This is a genomic window from Photobacterium obscurum, assembly GCF_026191635.1.
Classification (GTDB): Bacteria; Pseudomonadota; Gammaproteobacteria; order Enterobacterales; family Vibrionaceae; genus Photobacterium; species Photobacterium obscurum.
This window is the reverse complement of sequence record NZ_JAKRRW010000002.1, coordinates 266,075-282,991: the sequence shown is the minus strand read 5'-3', so window position 1 is coordinate 282,991 and position 16,917 is coordinate 266,075. Positions and strand designations below refer to the sequence as shown.

The 16,917-nt window shown below is 44.9% G+C and carries 13 protein-coding genes and 1 pseudogene; 5 read left to right on the top strand and 9 right to left on the bottom strand.

What is annotated here, in order from left to right; translation table 11 throughout:
* Window positions 1-22: 22 nt before the first annotated feature.
* The 5 genes and pseudogenes from tssC to MD588_RS03500 form a co-directional block, all read right to left on the bottom strand.
* The gene (tssC, locus tag MD588_RS03520; RefSeq protein WP_265695464.1) at window positions 23-1,504 is read right to left on the bottom strand and encodes a type VI secretion system contractile sheath large subunit; all 1,482 of its coding nucleotides are present in this window, start codon (window positions 1,502-1,504) and stop codon (window positions 23-25) included.
* Window positions 1,504-1,614 (bottom strand): annotated as a pseudogene (locus MD588_RS26050) (type VI secretion system contractile sheath small subunit); the annotation flags it as partial. The pseudogene MD588_RS26050 and the gene tssC, both read right to left, overlap by 1 nt.
* 77 nt (window positions 1,615-1,691) lie before the next feature.
* Window positions 1,692-2,201, bottom strand: coding sequence for a type VI secretion system contractile sheath small subunit (gene tssB / locus MD588_RS03510; protein ID WP_265695461.1), 510 nt, complete (start codon window positions 2,199-2,201; stop codon window positions 1,692-1,694).
* Between the two features lie 82 nt (window positions 2,202-2,283).
* The gene (locus MD588_RS03505; protein ID WP_265695459.1) at window positions 2,284-2,802 is read right to left on the bottom strand and encodes an Hcp family type VI secretion system effector; all 519 of its coding nucleotides are present in this window, start codon (window positions 2,800-2,802) and stop codon (window positions 2,284-2,286) included.
* Between the two features lie 44 nt (window positions 2,803-2,846).
* The gene (locus tag MD588_RS03500; RefSeq protein WP_265695458.1) at window positions 2,847-4,211 is read right to left on the bottom strand and encodes a type VI secretion system protein TssA; all 1,365 of its coding nucleotides are present in this window, start codon (window positions 4,209-4,211) and stop codon (window positions 2,847-2,849) included.
* A 766-nt stretch (window positions 4,212-4,977) separates the two neighbouring features.
* Between MD588_RS03500 and MD588_RS03495 the strand changes: the two genes are divergently transcribed.
* Genes MD588_RS03495 through MD588_RS03485 form a run of 3 tightly spaced genes read left to right on the top strand, consistent with a single transcriptional unit; the run spans window position 4,978 to window position 7,852 of the window.
* Complete coding sequence (locus tag MD588_RS03495; RefSeq protein WP_265695457.1) at window positions 4,978-6,984, top strand: type VI secretion system Vgr family protein; 2,007 nt, start codon at window positions 4,978-4,980, stop codon at window positions 6,982-6,984.
* Window positions 6,984-7,553: a DUF6931 family protein gene (locus tag MD588_RS03490; RefSeq protein ID WP_265695456.1), complete on the top strand. Its 570-nt coding sequence runs from the start codon at window positions 6,984-6,986 to the stop codon at window positions 7,551-7,553. Before MD588_RS03495 ends, MD588_RS03490 begins: the two co-directional genes overlap by 1 nt.
* A gap of 2 nt (window positions 7,554-7,555) precedes the next feature.
* Complete coding sequence (locus MD588_RS03485) at window positions 7,556-7,852, top strand: PAAR domain-containing protein (protein WP_265695454.1); 297 nt, start codon at window positions 7,556-7,558, stop codon at window positions 7,850-7,852.
* A gap of 66 nt (window positions 7,853-7,918) precedes the next feature.
* Here MD588_RS03485 and MD588_RS03480 read toward each other — a convergent pair whose 3' ends face one another.
* The 4 genes from MD588_RS03480 to ppsA form a co-directional block, all read right to left on the bottom strand.
* Window positions 7,919-9,136, bottom strand: coding sequence for an L-lactate MFS transporter (locus MD588_RS03480; protein WP_265695452.1), 1,218 nt, complete (start codon window positions 9,134-9,136; stop codon window positions 7,919-7,921).
* Window positions 9,137-9,294: 158 nt separating this feature from the next.
* Complete coding sequence (locus MD588_RS03475; RefSeq protein ID WP_265695451.1) at window positions 9,295-10,017, bottom strand: LytR/AlgR family response regulator transcription factor; 723 nt, start codon at window positions 10,015-10,017, stop codon at window positions 9,295-9,297.
* A 20-nt stretch (window positions 10,018-10,037) separates the two neighbouring features.
* Window positions 10,038-11,663 carry a sensor histidine kinase gene (locus MD588_RS03470; protein WP_265695628.1) on the bottom strand — a complete coding sequence of 542 codons (1,626 nt, stop codon included), beginning with the start codon at window positions 11,661-11,663 and terminating at the stop codon, window positions 10,038-10,040.
* 238 nt (window positions 11,664-11,901) lie between these two features.
* Window positions 11,902-14,271, bottom strand: a complete 2,370-nt coding sequence (ppsA, locus tag MD588_RS03465; protein WP_265695450.1) for a phosphoenolpyruvate synthase — start codon at window positions 14,269-14,271, stop codon at window positions 11,902-11,904.
* Window positions 14,272-14,489: 218 nt separating this feature from the next.
* Between ppsA and ppsR the strand changes: the two genes are divergently transcribed.
* A complete protein-coding gene (ppsR, locus tag MD588_RS03460) occupies window positions 14,490-15,323 on the top strand; it encodes a posphoenolpyruvate synthetase regulatory kinase/phosphorylase PpsR (protein WP_265695449.1) in 834 nt (277 codons plus the stop codon).
* Between the two features lie 326 nt (window positions 15,324-15,649).
* The gene (locus MD588_RS03455; RefSeq protein WP_265695448.1) at window positions 15,650-16,348 is read left to right on the top strand and encodes a hypothetical protein; all 699 of its coding nucleotides are present in this window, start codon (window positions 15,650-15,652) and stop codon (window positions 16,346-16,348) included.
* Window positions 16,349-16,917: the final 569 nt, after the last annotated feature.

Genomic DNA, 16,917 nt, shown 5'->3' with positions numbered 1-16,917 from the left:
CCGAAGCTCCCGAAAGTATTAATTAACCTGGAATGTTCGCGACCATACGTAGAGAGGTCGTTAACTCTTCCATTTGTAGCCATGGACGAAGGTGGGCAATAGCAGAATAGCTACCCGGACGGCCAGCCTGTTCCTCGACAACCACTCGAGCTTCCACAAGTGGATACTTGGCTTTCGCTTCATTACCGATCGCATTCGGGTTAACGTACTGCTGGACCCAATTAGTCAGTTCTTTCTCGACCTCGTTGGCGTCAATATTTGAGCCAATACGGTCACGCCCCATTACTTTCAGGTACTGAGCAATACGGCTGCTTGCCATGGTGTATGGCAGACGTGCAGAGATCGCCGCATTGGCCGTCGCATCCGGATCGGTATATGTTTTTGGCTTATGCGCCGTTTGTGCGCCCATGAATACGGCGTAATTAGTATTCTTGTAATGCACCAAAGGCAGGAAGCCTAGATCACTTAGCTCTTTTTCACGCTCATCCGTCAGGTTCACTTCAGAAGGACATTGCTGCAGCAAGTCACCAGCCGGAGAGTGATAGGTGAAGTTAGGCAGGTTTTCGACTTTACCGCCGTTATCCGTACCACGGATCGCTGTGCACCAACCGTACTGGGTATAGGCCTGGGTCAACAATAAACCGAATTCATAGGCCGCGTTGCTCCAGACAAAATCATCCTGAGATTGCGGTACCGCCTTGCCATTGGCATCAGTGGCGAACTCTTCATACTGGAAAGAACTTACTGGAACTGTACCTTGCCCGTAAGGCAGACGGGCAATAGTTTTAGGCAGTGTTAATGCGACATAGCGTGAATCATCACTCTCACGGAATGCATTCCAGCTGGCATACGCCGGAGAGTCAAAACCGGCTGCGACTGGCTTGCCTTCGTTGAAGCTCTCGAACGACTCAAAATCGAACATCTCGGGATTTGTCGCTGCAATGAACGGGGCATGTGAAGCGGCGGCCACTTCGCCCATATAGCGAAGCAAGGCAACATCTTCATCGCCGTAGCCAAATTCATAATCGCCCAGCAGCACACCGTAAGGCTGGCCACCTGCTGTACCAAATTCTTCCTGGTAAATCATGGTGAACAAACGGCTACGGTCAATAGCAGGCGCATCTTCAAACTGCTCAAGCAGCTCGTCTTTGGTATAATCCGCCAGTTTGATCTTAAGATCAGGGCCAAGTTCGCTGTTTTTTACCAGCTTTTGCAAACCTAACCACGTCCCTTCCAATTTCTGGAAAGCATCATTTTTCATCACTGTAGAAAGCTGATCTGAAATTTTCACATCCAGAGCTGCGATGGCTTTCTCAATGGTCAGCGTCAGGTTCTTATCCCAGGTTACTGTGCCTTCAAGTGCCTGTGACATCAGTACGGACAGCAGTTCTTTGGTAGTATCAACCGGGGTTTGTGTCGTGGCTGAAATAGCACGATCAAGAAAGCTGGATTCTGCACCAGCGGCTTCAGCCTGCTGAGCTACATTTTGTTGTTCTGTCGACATTATTTACCTTCCCCTTTTTGAACAGAAAGTTCACCTGCAAGATGTTGGATTGCATCTGCACTTTGCAGCAATTCTTTTAACAACCGTTCTAAATCGCGTGAACAATCAGAGATTGCACGATCAAGGACACTGACCTCAACAGCGACAGCTTCAGCCTGCTTGGCTACATTTTGCTGTTGTGGCGCCATTATTCAGCCTCACCTTTTTCTACACCCAGTTCACCGGCAAGGTGTTGGATAGCATCTGCACTTTGCAGCAACTCTTTTAGCAGTCGCTCCAGATCACGAGAGCGATCGGCTTTGCTCAATAGCACTTTCAGCTGGTTACGAGTCTCAACCAACTGCTTTAATGGTTCGATATTTTCAACCACGTGCTCAGGGTGGAAATCCTTCATAGATTTGAAGTTCAAATTCACTTCAAACTGGCTATTATCATCAGCCAATTTGTTGTCGACTTTGTAAGACAGACTTGGGTTAATTTGTTCCATCACAGTGTCGAAGTTATCTTTATCAACACCGGTAAATTCACGTTCTTCTAGATCGACTTTTTCACTTTCTGGTTTATGGCCAGAGAATTCACCAATAACACCCACAACAAAAGGCAGTTCTTTTGTTTCAGTTGCACCATTGGTTTCTACGTCATAAGTGATGCTGACGCGGTTTTTACTGACACGCTTATGTTGCGAGTTAAGAGCCATGCATTCCTACCTTTTGATTTATGCTGAAAACCTAACAAAACTGTGAATATGCGCCGCTGTAACAGCGGCGCATAACAGCAGATTACTTCGAACCAGAAAGCATCTTGCCTTGTGGTACGTGGTAAGAAACAAGACCACCTTTTTCCATTTTGCCGCCGTTGTCTTCATGCCAGTGCAGCTGGTCAAGCTGAACGTAAGAAAGTGCGATGCTTTCAAATGGCTGTGAACCGTCAGAGCCACTCACGTTGTATGAAACAAGACGGGCTTTATCTAGCTTCACCTGGAAGTAGATCTCAGCGCCAGAACCATCACGTGCAGGTTTAGTGAAAACGATCTCAACATCTTTACCTTCGGCACCAGGGCTGAATAGGAAAGACAGTAGGTCTTCAGAGGCACCGTCCACTTCTTTAGTGATGTTCACTTCGCTCATGGCAACCATGCCTGAGTCAGCATTTGTACCGTTACCAATATCCATAGCAACAGAACGTACCGCGCCCCAGCTGTATGAATTTAGTGCGAACCAGCCCTCACCCGGCAATCCTTCAATTGTTGCGCCGCCATCAACTTGAACGCCGTCTATACGCATGTAAATGCTCGCCATAATAACTATCCTCTTTTTTTATGATTAAGCAGTAACAGCACGCTCTACCACTGCAATGCACCGCTAGATTTTGATTGCTGCTCTGTTTTTTGTGGTTCTTGATTAGGTGTTTTCTCTGTTTCAATAACAGGGGAAACAGGCTTCATTTCTACCGCCGGCTCTGGCTCGCTTGTAACCGCCGGCGTAGATAAAACTGGTGTAGTAGCGACCGGTTGCTTAACTTCGGGTAATGTAATCACCCCGTCCTCGTCCAACCCTGTCAGGTTGAATACCCGGTCAATCGTCTCTTGCTGGTTTGATAGCAACTCAGTCATTAATTCCGGAAGCGGCATGTACCCCCAACGTATTGCCTTTTCAAGCAAATATGCGACCGGACTATGGGGCTCAGTTTTCCTGAAATAGTCTGCAATATCTCGCAGTTGGTGAAACACCTGATCGCGATTAACAACTTGCTGAGTGGCAAGCGAAGAAATTGAAACAGACTGATTAACCGCTGGAAGCTCTTGCATATCTTGATGTCTCGAAGTGGCTTCCTGCGTATGTTCTTCGGCCTGTGTTGATAAAATTGGTTGCGAATCATCAACCGGCGCAGCAGTCGCAGAAGGCTTCAATCCTGAAATAAACTCAATCGCACGTAATATCTTGTTGAAAAGGCTAATAACAAAATTAAATCCAACTGAAGGAAGAAGGTTTTGCTGGCAGATTGCAGTCACTTTCTGGTCAATCGCAACAAAAGTAGTTTTGATGCACTCTAGATTGTTGATTAAACAAACAACTTTAGTCCGCTCGGTTAACGCAAGATTATGATACTGACTGCGAAGCTCGGACAAATTGCCCTTATGCTCTTCGCTTTGGTAACGAGCAAAATCTAAATCGCCAATTAAAGGCGTCATTAATAAGGGGGAATACAGTAAGCCACTATCTTCACTTTCCCCCAACAGCTGAACAAATGCCTTTACTTTAAATGCATTAATCTCTTTTAACTTTTCACTCTCGCCTTCAGCTTTAATTTTATTTTCAGGTAATACTGGATGAAGCGTTTCCCAATGAGCAGTGACTAATTCCTCAAGCCACAAAGCCAATTCTTTTACTCCAGCTAAACTAGGATCAATAATGATTTGTGCAGCCATCATCCAACTGGCTAATTCGATATCACGAGATGAGTTCGCAAACACATTAGCAAGGCTATCTGACAATATATTCCAGTTCTTGATGTTCTCTTCGAGTAATACATCAAGTTCACTACGTTCAGGGTTCTGAGTCAGTTTTCTTAATGAAGTTTGCGCTAAATTGAACTCATTTCGAAGTGGCCTAAATGCCTGTCGATCTGACTTTAAATACAAGCCACAGAAGTTATCTTCTTTTAATGGCGACAATAAACTCTGACGTTGGCTCTCGGTAAATTTCATTGTATCTGTCACTTATATTTATTAGTAATCGCTAAATAAAAAAAATATTAATATTTTCCATAACAGCAACTATTAATAGAAAACACGTTGCATGCATTTATTTTTATATAATTTAAAAATCCATACACACCAATGAAAAACGTTGCGTACTAATCTCTCACACGAACCGCTGAACTAATATAATTTTTGAATGCTATCAGCTGATTATATAATTTGACAGTATTTTTTTGTCTCATCAGACCACACAAAATACCTGTATAGAATACTGGACATTTTAAATTGACACGTTGGAATAGTTTATTTCGAGGAATATGGGATAGAATAAAGCCACAGCTAATACTAAAGGGGTAGAAAATAGACCAGGAGGTACGGGTGCAATCGATTTCAACATAAAGAGGTTTTAAAAATACTATTTTATTTGCAAAGATAGTAACGATTAAAATAAGCAGTCTTAACTGGGCATATAAAAGATGCTATATATTTACACCTTTATATCAGAGCTCAAAATAAACGAGTTAAGTTAAGTTTTCGCATGTTGATTTAACAAACTCATCTGAGCTGTATAAAAGATATATTTAATATATAATTATACTTATTGCCTTTAATGATTTATAAATGATTGCAGCTTGTGTAAATGCATCTTTGACTGGCAACAAAAACAAAACAATAATAACAATGCAGCTACATTTGGAATTAAGCCTCAATTACTACACTTTCGCACTTTTGATTTTTAAAAAACTTTATAGAACAAAAAGAGAGTCACGACATGTCAGCCCCCAATTATAATGAAGAACAGCGGCCTATTCTTGCAAAGTTGGATGGCAAAGGGCCTTACATCGTTACCCGGCTAACGATTAAAGAACAGATCTCAGATAGTTCAAATTTCACGGCGACATTGGTATCAAAAGAAAAGCTATCTGCAAAGATGCTCGGAAAAGTGTTGGATATTCAATATTCAGCAGGAATTGAAGGAGACAGGGTCAAAAGCCGGCGCTTTTTTGCCTTGATTTCATCATTGGAAAATCTTGATTTTAGCATCAACAAGCAGCTCTATACTTATCGGGTCGAGGCCATCGATCCACTTTCCATCTTCGCTTATCGCACAACAAGCCGGAGTTTTCAGGATATGACGACTAAACAAATAATTGAAAAAGTCATATCCGACTCTGGTTTAAAAAGCCATTTCAAGCTATCTCCACGAAATGCGGGCACAAAGCATAGCTACTGCATTCAATTTAATGAAAATGATCTAAGTTTCATTAAGCGACTATTGGCTTATGAGGGCTGGCATTACCATTGCGATCATAGTGGAAGTCAACCATCGATTGTTGTTGCTGACAGTAACCAAGATTTCGCTAAAGCGGCAAACGACAAAGTGCCATTCATAACTCAGGCCAGCAACAAAACTTACACTATTAGCCAATGGCACTATCGTAGCCAGCTCGGCACCAGTAAATTGAGCTTGGCTGATCACAACGAAGAACTCGCTGAATGTTTATCCAGTGGCGAGAGGAATACAACGACTACAATCAAAAACAACGCCCTGAGCCAGTACTTTTTTGGCCAGGGAAATACAGCGAAGAGCGCGATTCGTGATGCAGCCAAGCGTCAGATGGAAAGCTTAGACTGCCAAAAAGTTGTCATCAATGCTGCCTCGGCCATCCCCTCACTGGGAGCCGGCCTGCGTTTTAGCCTGATCGATCACACTGAGTCCGACTATAACCAGGAATATGTCATTACCCAGGCAGAGCATTACTTCGAAGCCACAGAGAATAGCTTTGATGTCGAGTACAAAAATAGTTTTCAGTGCATTCCGGCAAGTACCCCCTGGCGCCCCGCTTTCATTGATAAGCCAAGCATACACAGTATTCAGAGCGCAGAAGTGACCGGGCCAAGTGGCGAAGAGGTCAACCAAGATAAATTTGGCCGAATCAAAGTTCACTTCCACTGGGATAAAGACGGCAAAAAGGACGAGAACAGCTCTTGTTGGATCCCTGTCGCGCAACCAACTGCCAGCAATGGTTTTGGCATTCAGTTCATTCCACGAATTGGTGATGAGGTTCTTATTAGTTTCATTGACGGTGACCCCGATCGCCCGGTGATCTCGGGTTCGATATACAATGGGAAAAACAAGCCACCTTACAGCACAGCCACACAAAGTGGTATAAAGACGCGAACCACTCCTAATGGCAGTAGTAATACCGCCAATGAGTTGAGGTTTGAAGACAAGAAAGACAAGGAAGAAGTATTTCTTCAGGCAGAAAAAGATCTCACCATCAATGTCAAAAATGACTTAAACCAAACGGTCAAAGGAAAAGCGAACCTTGATGTTGAAAAAGCCGTGAGCTGGACAAGCAAAGAAGCCATGAGTTTCAACACTGAAGATCAATTCAGCGCCACTGCCAAAAAAGATCTCATCGTAAAATCAGATGCGACGATCAGTAGTACCGCCGGTAAAAATGCTGAAATCAGTGCTTCATCAAAAATCATCGTTGACGGTCAAAGCATCGACCTCAAGGGCAAAACAAAAATCAAGTTATCTGTTGGCGGCAGTTCCATCGAACTGAGCCAAAGCGGGATCAAGATCTCTGGTACTCAAATCTCGATAAAAGGACAAGCCAAAGCAGAAATGAAGGCTGCAATGATTGCGATACAAAGCCAGGCCAAAACCGATGTAAAAGGCGCTTTGGTCGAAATTAACGGAAGCGCGATGACGCAAGTAAAAGCCGGCGCTATGGTGCAGGTTCAAGGAGCTATCGCGAAGGTTAACTAATGACTTACTTAAAAATTCCACATCAAACTGCAGATGACATTCTACGTCTGTATGAAGCTAGTGATGAACTCACTGATCTGGCAGAGCTGCACAATAAGCCTTCGACACTCATTCATGCGGCCATTGATGCCGAATTATTCAGTGATGCGGTGATCTTCATCGCACATGCACTACCGGTTAGAGAAGCCATTTGGTGGGCATGTTGCTGTGCGGAGCAGAGAGATGATTGGAACCCTGATGAAGCCAATGCCATTCGGGCAGCAAAAGCATGGGTTCATACCCCTGATGAAACATCGCGTCGATTTGCAGAAAAAATGGCAGAAAAAGCAGAGTTACAAACAGGTGCCGGCTGGGTTGCTCAAGCAGCATTCTGGAGTGGCGGTAGCATGATAGCGCCTGGAGAGCCGGTTGTTCCTCCCCCTGAATATTTATATTCGCATGCCGTTGCCGGTGCCGTGAACCTAACGGCGGTCATGCCTGACGGGTTGGAAGCCAAGCAACGTTACTCACGTTATTTCAAAATAGGTTTAAATATCGCCCAGGGTGGTAACGGTCAAATAGGTGCCTAATTATGCTACCAGCAGCAAGAGCAACCGATATGCATGTCTGCCCGATGCAGACCCCCGCACTAGTTCCGATCCCTCATGTCGGTGGTCCGTTGCTTCCTTTACCGACAACGGTTTTAATCGGCAATATGCCTGCGGCTACGTTAGGCCAAATCTGTGTTTGTGTTGGCCCGCCAGACAGTGTGGTTAAAGGAAGTGCAACAGTGCTCGTGAATAATAAGCCCGCAGCCCGTATGGGTGATACAACAGCTCACGGCGGAACGATCATCATGGGCATGCCGACCGTCTTAATTGGCGGTTAATATTAGGCTCGGAATTCACCGAGCCTTTTTTATACCAAACTGAATAATGGCTAGTAGTCCTAAATCCTAGTTTGCTGCCAGCGGTTCAGCCGTGAATTCGTCTTGCTCTGTACCCGGCGCTTTGATTGTCAGCGAAATTGCCAGTGAGACAATCAGCAGAACCAGCATCAGATCGAACGTTGCAGCAAAACCACCGAACAGCGAAGCAACCACCGAACCGATAAAGCTACCGATACCGAAATTCAGGTAAATAAAGCCGTAGTTTTGGGTCAGATTATTAAGGCCGAAGAAATCACTAACCAGTGATGGATAGACCGTGATTGTACCGCCGAAACAGAAAGCGATGCAGGCTACCGCAAAATAGAAGCTCATTGCACTTGCTGGTGCAAACAGCAGAGCACAAACGCCAAGCAGGCAGACAAATAGTGCAATGGCAATTGCTTTGGTACGGGCGATGCGATCAGACAGGATCCCCAGCACCAGGCGGCCCCCCAGGTTACCAACTGCGATAATCGCAACGGATGCCGCAGCTGTCGTCATCGACAGGTGAACGTAGTTTTCGCCAATATCTTTCGCCACACCGATGACATACAGACCGCTCATGCATACTGTCAGGAACATCACTGCCAACATCCAGAACTGACGGCACTTCATGGCTTCAGCCAAGCTATAGTCACTGGATACTGAGTTGTTGGTTCTTTGGGTTTCCAGTTTAGGCGCGTCTTTCATCATCAGGCCGCCGATGATCACCATAACCATACAAATGAAGCCCCAAATTTCAAATGTGATTTCAAGGCCTGTGTTGGTCAGAAGGTACATAAGGATGTATTTGAAGGCTAGCGCGCCAAGACCGTAAGCACCAATGGCACAGGCAGAAGCCAAACCTTTACGCTCAGGAAAGAATTTCACACAGTTCGACAGCACCATCAGGTAACCGGTGCCGTCAGCAAATCCCACCAGCAGCCCGGCAAAAATGTATAACATAATAAGGTTAGTGGCGTGGCCGGTCAGATACAGGCTGATGCCAATCATCAGGCCTGAAGCGATAGTGACTTTACGGATACCAAAGCGTTCTTGCAACTTACCCGATAACGATGAAGCAACTGCCAATGACAAGCTCATAATACCGAATGAAAATGCAACACGACTCACCGGCTCCGTAAGCTTGTCTGCAAGCTGAGCATTGAACAGACTCCATGTATACACAGAACCCAATGCAAACTGAGTAAGAATAGTGCCTAGCAGTGTAAGGCCGCGGGAGCGGCTCGATACCTGAGTGGCCATAATGTTAATCTCCAACGAATATAAAAGCGTTAAGATGGCTGTCTCGCCACCTCTTTTACACGCCAAGATACGGTTCCCGTTGGTGATAACAATAGGTAGAAAAGATTAAAAAATGAGATACCTTTACTGCGGAATGAAATGCAATATAGCGGCACGAATTACAATTGCATCAACTCTCGAAACGCCTTTATATTGCTGCGGCTAACAGGGATTTCAGCATCGATATCGAATACTTTGAGCATATAGGTGCTGTTTAGCCAAGGGACTATTTCCTGTATTTTATTTATATTCACACAATATGAGCGATGGGACCGGAAGAAGTCGCGCTCTGGCAAGCGCTTCATCAATTCACTAATGGTAAAAGGCGCCACATAAGCCCCCTCTTTGGTATAGACATCAGTCACTTTTTCATTGGCGACCGCATAATAGATGTCTTCTACCGGGGTGACTCGGATACGGTTATCTTTGCTCAGGTTAACTGTCTTCGGGCGCTGATTATCCTCGACTTGAGGCTGACATTGATGAGCCGCTTCAAGCTTATTTAACAGCCCGATAACCCGATGTTCATTCAACGGCTTTAAAATATAATCGAACGCCTCTAGTTCAAAGGCATCGACGGCAAACTCTTTGTAAGCGGTTGTGAAGACAATATGTGGCTTCTGAGAAAACTGATGGATATTCCGAGCCAGCAACATCCCGTCAATCGAAGGAATATTGATATCAAGAAACGCAATATCAACTTTGTTACTCTGTAAAAACTTAAATGCTTCCAGACCATCTTCAAAAGCGGCAACAATTTTTATATTACTATGTGTTTCAATCAAATACGTCAGCTCTTCCCTTGCCAGATATTCATCTTCAACAATTAGGGCTTTTAACATCACATTACCTACTACTTCGTTTATTTGACGTAAAACGTCATTTCCGTACCTTGAGCCAACCGCATAATATGCAAGCCTTCGCCATACAACAAGGTCACTCGCTGATGAACATTCATCAAGCCAATATGCTGGTTATCCAAAGATCCGCTATACAGCTTGTCGATCACATCCTGTCGAATACCCACCCCTGTATCACGTATCGTAATTTTGACGCGCTCACCGTCCTGTTTAACCGCAATCATGACTTTACCCGGTGACGAGGATGGCTGGATACCATGTAAAATGGCGTTCTCCACCAACGGCTGGATCAGCAGACAAGGGATCTCAAAATGAAGTTCATCAACATCAAAATCCACAGTTAGCTTTTTGCCAAAGCGTGCCTGTTCAATCGAGACATAATCACGCACTTGCTGCAAAGCTTCCTGGATATCAATCAATTCAGCATTGCGCTCGAGGTTATAACGTAGAAAATCAGCCAAATTTGCAATCAACTGACGCGCTTGGTCCGGGCGTATCCGAACTAAAGTTGAGATTGCATTCAAAGCATTAAACAGGAAATGGGGATTAATCTTGCTTTGCAACGCGGTAAATTCTGCTTTGCTTGCCATCGCTTTCAGGTGCTCTATCCGCGACACTTCCATTTGCGTGGAAATCAGTTGTGACAAACCTACCGCCATTTCACGCAGTGACGGCCGAATACGATGTGGCTGACGGTAGAAGATCTTCAAGGTACCGCTAACCGTACCATTTTCCCACAATGGGATGATCAGCAAAGAATGGAAGTCATGGACATTAAGGTTGTTGCTGATGATCAGCTCGCCGGTGGCAACCGCTTGCTGAGTCATGTCACTGATTTTATGGTAGGCATCCAGGTAATTCTCCTGACCTACCCCGCTATATGCTAAGACATCTTGGGCATCGGTGATCGCAACAGCATCCGCTTCAGTGTCTTCGCGGATGATATTACATACGTCTTCCAGAGATTCTCGACTGCTTTTACGGAAATACGGTAAGGTTTTATTGGCGATATCCAGCGCGAGTTTGGCCTGTCTGGCCGCAACCAGATCTTTTTCTTCGTCTAAATCCTGAACCAACTTAATGATCAAGCCAATACACAAAGCACCCGTTATCATGGGGATGCTGATATGGGAAACGATGCTATAGGCCAGCGTTTTATTCTCTGACAAAAGCACTATTAGGATCATTGTGAAAACTTCGCAGAACATGCCGGCCATAATCCCAAAACGGGCATAATGCTTTTTCGGACATTTGGTATAGATCCAGGTAGCGAGCAGCCCTGCAATAATACTGGTGATCAAACATGCTACCGAGGTAGGCCCGTCAACATCAATCAAGTAACGATGAACACCAGAAACGATACCGGCAGGGATCCCCACCCAAGGGCCAAAAATAATCCCACCCGATAGCACGGCGATAATTCGCACATTCACCAGCGATCCGTCTACTTCTATACCGGTATAGGTACTAAACACTGCGAACACAACGAACAGCAAAGAAATCATCGCAGTTTCGACGGGCCGGCGATGCTGCTTCTTGACTATATGCTGAAACAGGTGAGTTCGGGTTAACAAAAAAAGCATCATCAACATGAGTGCCGCTCGCTCAAAAACAGCCAGCAACATCATAAGTTGTTCGGTGTACACAAATTGCCTCGGGATAGAACCGTAAAGAAAAACGCTGGGATTGTACGCTCAAGTCCCTAAGAGCAACAGGGGCAATTGGATATGGAAATATAGTTTGCGGAAAAATCTAACACTTGCGCCAGAAGGTGAAAACTAAAAAGCCCACATAACCTTTAAGTTCTTCGAAAGAAAAGGCGATGCGGGCTTTATTCAAGTACCTAGGTAGTTATTACAATAATTCCTAACTTGATTTTTTACCTAGATGCAGCCAGGTTTCAACAACGGTATCTGGGTTGAGAGAAACCGAATCAATACCCTGCTCCATTAGCCAATCAGCAAGATCTTCATGATCCGAAGGTCCCTGGCCACAGATCCCAACATACTTACCCGCTTTGTTGGCTGCTTGAATCGCCATCGACAGCATGGCTTTAACGGCTTCATTTCGCTCATCAAACATATGGGCGATGTCACCAGAATCACGGTCAAGGCCGAGAGTAAGTTGGGTCATATCGTTCGAACCAATCGAAAAACCGTCAAAGTACTTCAAGAACTCTTCAGCCAGAATCGCATTAGACGGCAACTCACACATCATGATGACTTTCAGGCCATTCTCACCACGACGCAGATCGAACTTAGCCAGTAGATCTATGACAGAGGCCGCTTCGCTAACAGTACGAACAAACGGGATCATGATCTCGACATTTTTCAGTCCCATGCGCTCACGAACGCGCTTTATAGCTTCACATTCCAGAGAAAAACAATCTTGGAACTGTGGGGAGATATATCGAGATGCTCCGCGGAAACCGAGCATTGGGTTTTCTTCCGTCGGCTCGAAGTTCACGCCACCAATCAGATTACGGTATTCGTTCGACTTAAAGTCTGACATTCGCACAATGACACGTTTTGGCCAGAATGCCGATGCCAGCGTCGAGATCCCTTCGGTGAGTTTTTCGATATAAAATTCAACCGGGTCACTATAACCAACAATACGTTGGTCAATCACAGCTTTCAGCTCATCAGACTGCTCGTTATAGTTCAGCAGTGCTTTAGGGTGAACACCGATCATTTTGTTAATGATGAACTCGAGTCGTGCCAGGCCGATACCTTCATTCGGAATACAGGCAAAGTCAAAGGCTCGATCCGGGTTACCGACATTCATCATCACTTTCAATGGTAGTGTCGGTAAATCACTCACTTCTGAACGGCGAACTTCAAAATCTAACTCACCTTCATAGATAAAGCCGGTTTCACCTTGTGCACACGACACTGTTACCTGCTGACCGGTTGCCAGCAATTCAGTGGCGTGCCCACAACCGACAACGGCTGGAATACCAAGTTCACGGGCAATGATAGCGGCATGGCAGGTACGCCCTCCCCGGTTAGTGACAATTGCCGAAGCTTTCTTCATCACAGGTTCCCAGTCAGGGTCTGTCATGTCAGCCACCAGCACATCACCGGCCTGAACTTGATCCATCTGGCTTAAGTCAGATACAACCCGAACAACCCCAGAACCAATTCGCTGACCGATAGCCCGGCCTTCGATGATGGCCTTACCGTTACCATTAAGGTGGAATCGCTCCATAACCTGGGCATCATCACGAGAGCGTACAGTCTCTGGACGGGCCTGAACAATAAACAGCTCGCCCGTTACACCGTCTTTCGCCCACTCAATATCCATCGGACGATTGTAGTGCTTCTCGATAATCATGGCCTGCTTAGCCAACGACTCAATTTCTTCATCAGATAGCGAGAACTGCTTCCGTTCCGCATCTGAGGTATCCATCACCTCAACCTGAGTACCAAGTTCCTCGCCTTCGGCATAAACCATCTTGATCAGTTTCGAACCAAAGGTACGGCGAACAACCGCGGGTTTACCGGCCTGAAGGGTTGGCTTATGGACATAGAATTCATCTGGGTTTACTGCGCCCTGAACCACCATTTCGCCCAAGCCCCAAGAGGAAGTAATAAATACCACTTGGTCAAAGCCTGATTCTGTATCCAGGGTAAACATAACCCCTGACGAGGCCACATCGGAGCGAACCATACGCTGAATACCAGCCGACAAAGCCACACCTTTGTGCTCAAAGCCCTGATGGACACGGTAAGAAATTGCACGGTCATTGAACAGTGATGCAAAAACATGCTTAACGGCTTCAATGACGGCATCAATACCACGCACGTTAAGGAAAGTCTCTTGCTGACCGGCAAACGATGCATCAGGTAAATCTTCAGCCGTTGCAGAAGAACGAACAGCGACGGAAAGCATCTCGTCACCTTCACCCAATTCGCTATAGCATTCTCGAATGTCCTTCTCTAAATCTGAAGGAAGCGGCGCTTCAAGAATCCAATTTCGGATCGTTTCTCCTGCCTGCTGCAGCGCATTCACATCATCTACATCCAGTGCATCTAAAAGATCATGGATGCGATCATTCAAATCGCTTGCATCAAGAAACTGGTTAAATGCATGAGCCGTTGTCGCATACCCATTAGGTACTTTAACGCCTGCACCGGCAAGGTTGGCAACCATTTCACCCAGTGATGCATTCTTTCCACCCACTTTGTCAACATCATTCATTGACAAAGCATCATACCAAACAACATTCTGTTGCACGGCAACTCTCCTTTATTGGATTCAACAGTTTATGTGGGCAACCTCTCAACGGAAACGATTGCGTTAGCAGTCAAAAAAATACTGCGTCACAATATGTCCCCGTTAAGCATTCTTCTTTACTCAAAACATGTAAAAGAAGAATAGCCACCCTGTAAGGTTATTGTTATAAGTATTAATGACTATTAAGTTACAGAATAATTTTAAGGATTCAACTTTTTATGCAGCGCAAATCCAATTTTCGTGATGTGTTTTACGTTTCTGACGGTACAGCGATTACTTCTGAAACACTTGGGCATGCGGTTCTGGGTCAATTCGACATTGAGACCCGCCAAACAACCCTTCCGTTTGTCGAATCAGTCGATCGGGCGATAAGCGTACAGAAACAGATCGATCTCGCTTATGAGCAAACAGGCATAAAGCCTTTAGTTTTTTATTCAATTGTGGTTCCTGAAATCAAGGCTATTATCGAGCAAAGCCAAGCCAATCTTTACGACGTTCTGCACGCTATTGTCGAGCCTCTGAAGCACGATCTTAATATGGAACCTCAACCACAACTCCAACGTTCTCATAGCATCAATAAAGATGCTGCCAGTTATCAAGATCGTATCGCTGCAATCGAGTATACCCTCGCCCACGATGATGGGGTTTCACTGAACAATCTTGAACAAGCCGATATTATTCTTCTCGGTGTCTCTCGTTGCGGTAAAACCCCGACGAGCCTTTATCTGGCAATGCAGTTCGGGATCCGTGCAGTCAACTACCCTTTCATTGCAGAAGATATGGCAAGCCTGAAATTGCCCCCGGCCATCGAGCCCTTTCGTTATAAAACCTACGGGTTAACTATCAATACCGAACGCTTGGTTGCAATCCGTAATGAGCGGTATGCCAACAGCGATTATGCCAGCCAAAAACAATGCGAGGCCGAGCTGCATAAAGTCGAATCTATGTTCCGTCGCGAAGCGATTCCCTACCTGAACACCACATCGCTATCTGTCGAGGAAATCTCGACCCGCTTACTCGACATCAGCGGCCTTAAACGTCGTATGTGTTAGTGATACACATTTTTATTATCGAAAATTAATCGATTACATTTGGCTCTCACCGCCCCTAAAGAGAGCGTGATTTTCCCGCAGAGGGGTTGAAGCTGACAAATCACGTTCTCTTTTATGCCAACAACCTCAGATAGGATAAAAAACCAGCAAAAAAGCGCTTTGAGATTTTATATCTCCACAAATTCTCATATCTGAGAGCTTTATTCTTATTTCTTATCAGTCACTTACAAATTAGTGATTTTTCTCCCTTCTATTCATCAAAAAATCACTAGTTCTTGCAATATGCTTACTTTGAGCTTCACAAATAAATACAACGGGGTTCTAAGATGATGAGGCCAGCGCTAACAATTTTTGTTTCTCTGTGTATTGCCGGGTGTGGCGGAGGAAGCAGTTCATCAGATCAGACACCATCACAAGATGAACAAGCGGCGACTCGGCAAGTCAAGTTTGAGTTCGTCAATACCACGGATGATGCGACGGATTTTTTCCTTAAAGATGCTAGCAACGAAGCAAGCCTTTTTGATGAAAGCAACAAGGTTGTAATGAACAGCGAAAAGGCAATAAACCAACACACAGTAAGCTGGTCAACGCCGACTCCTCTGACAGTCGATATCGGCGCCTTGGAAACCAACAGTCTGTCTGAGATTGGCAAAATTGAGGACCTTGTAACCAACACTGGTGAAAGTTATTGGTTAATAGCCTGGGAAGATACAGAGCTTGGTGAAACGCTATTCGTTGCAGAGCGTCATGAAAAGCTCGATAACGAAGACCAATACGGCATTCGCATATTTAGCCTTCAAGATATAGAAATCAATATCATAAAACCGACAACTGGTGTTATGAGCAACAGCCAGATAAAAAAAGGCCAGATCTCGGAACAGAAGATTCTTGGGAGCTGCATTGGTGAACTGTTCATGAACAACCAAGCCACTATCGATTTTTGTGGGGATGGCGTAACGCCCGGTAAGTCTTACTTACTGGTTATAGATGAAGAGAGTGTACTATTTGCAGCAGAAGAAAAATAAATAATAACAACAAAACTTTTTGGGGACGATAACAAGCATAATAAAGCTAATGCGCAATTTCAGTGGCAACACTGCTTAGTGAACGCAAGGAGAGCCTACAACTAATAAGATGTGATTATCGATACAAGTTCAATTGTGCATCTGTACCTTGTACAGACCAATGGGGGAAATGAACTTAGCTTACCAGCTTTGCTGGAGCCATGATAAATCGCAAAGAATCCGTAGGCAGCGGTGGCAAAAGCCCCGGCATTAACAATGCCGGGGCTTTCTTTATATGTAAAGTGTACAGGCACACGTTCGATCCACATCAACTGTGTTGACTAATACTCTGACAGTGGCTCTTATCAAATATTAATTGATTCCAGAATGGTAAATTGTGCCAATTGCTCACATAAGTTCAGCACAAGCCTCATCTAGCGAAGCTTTCTATTAAATGACTTCTTCTATTGGATGAGACCTGATGGATATGCCACACAGGTTGTTGCCTACTTAAAATAAACACACGTTCATTCTTCCTATACTCTATATACCCAAGCATCTTGAGGTTACTTGGGTATAGTGATTTAGTT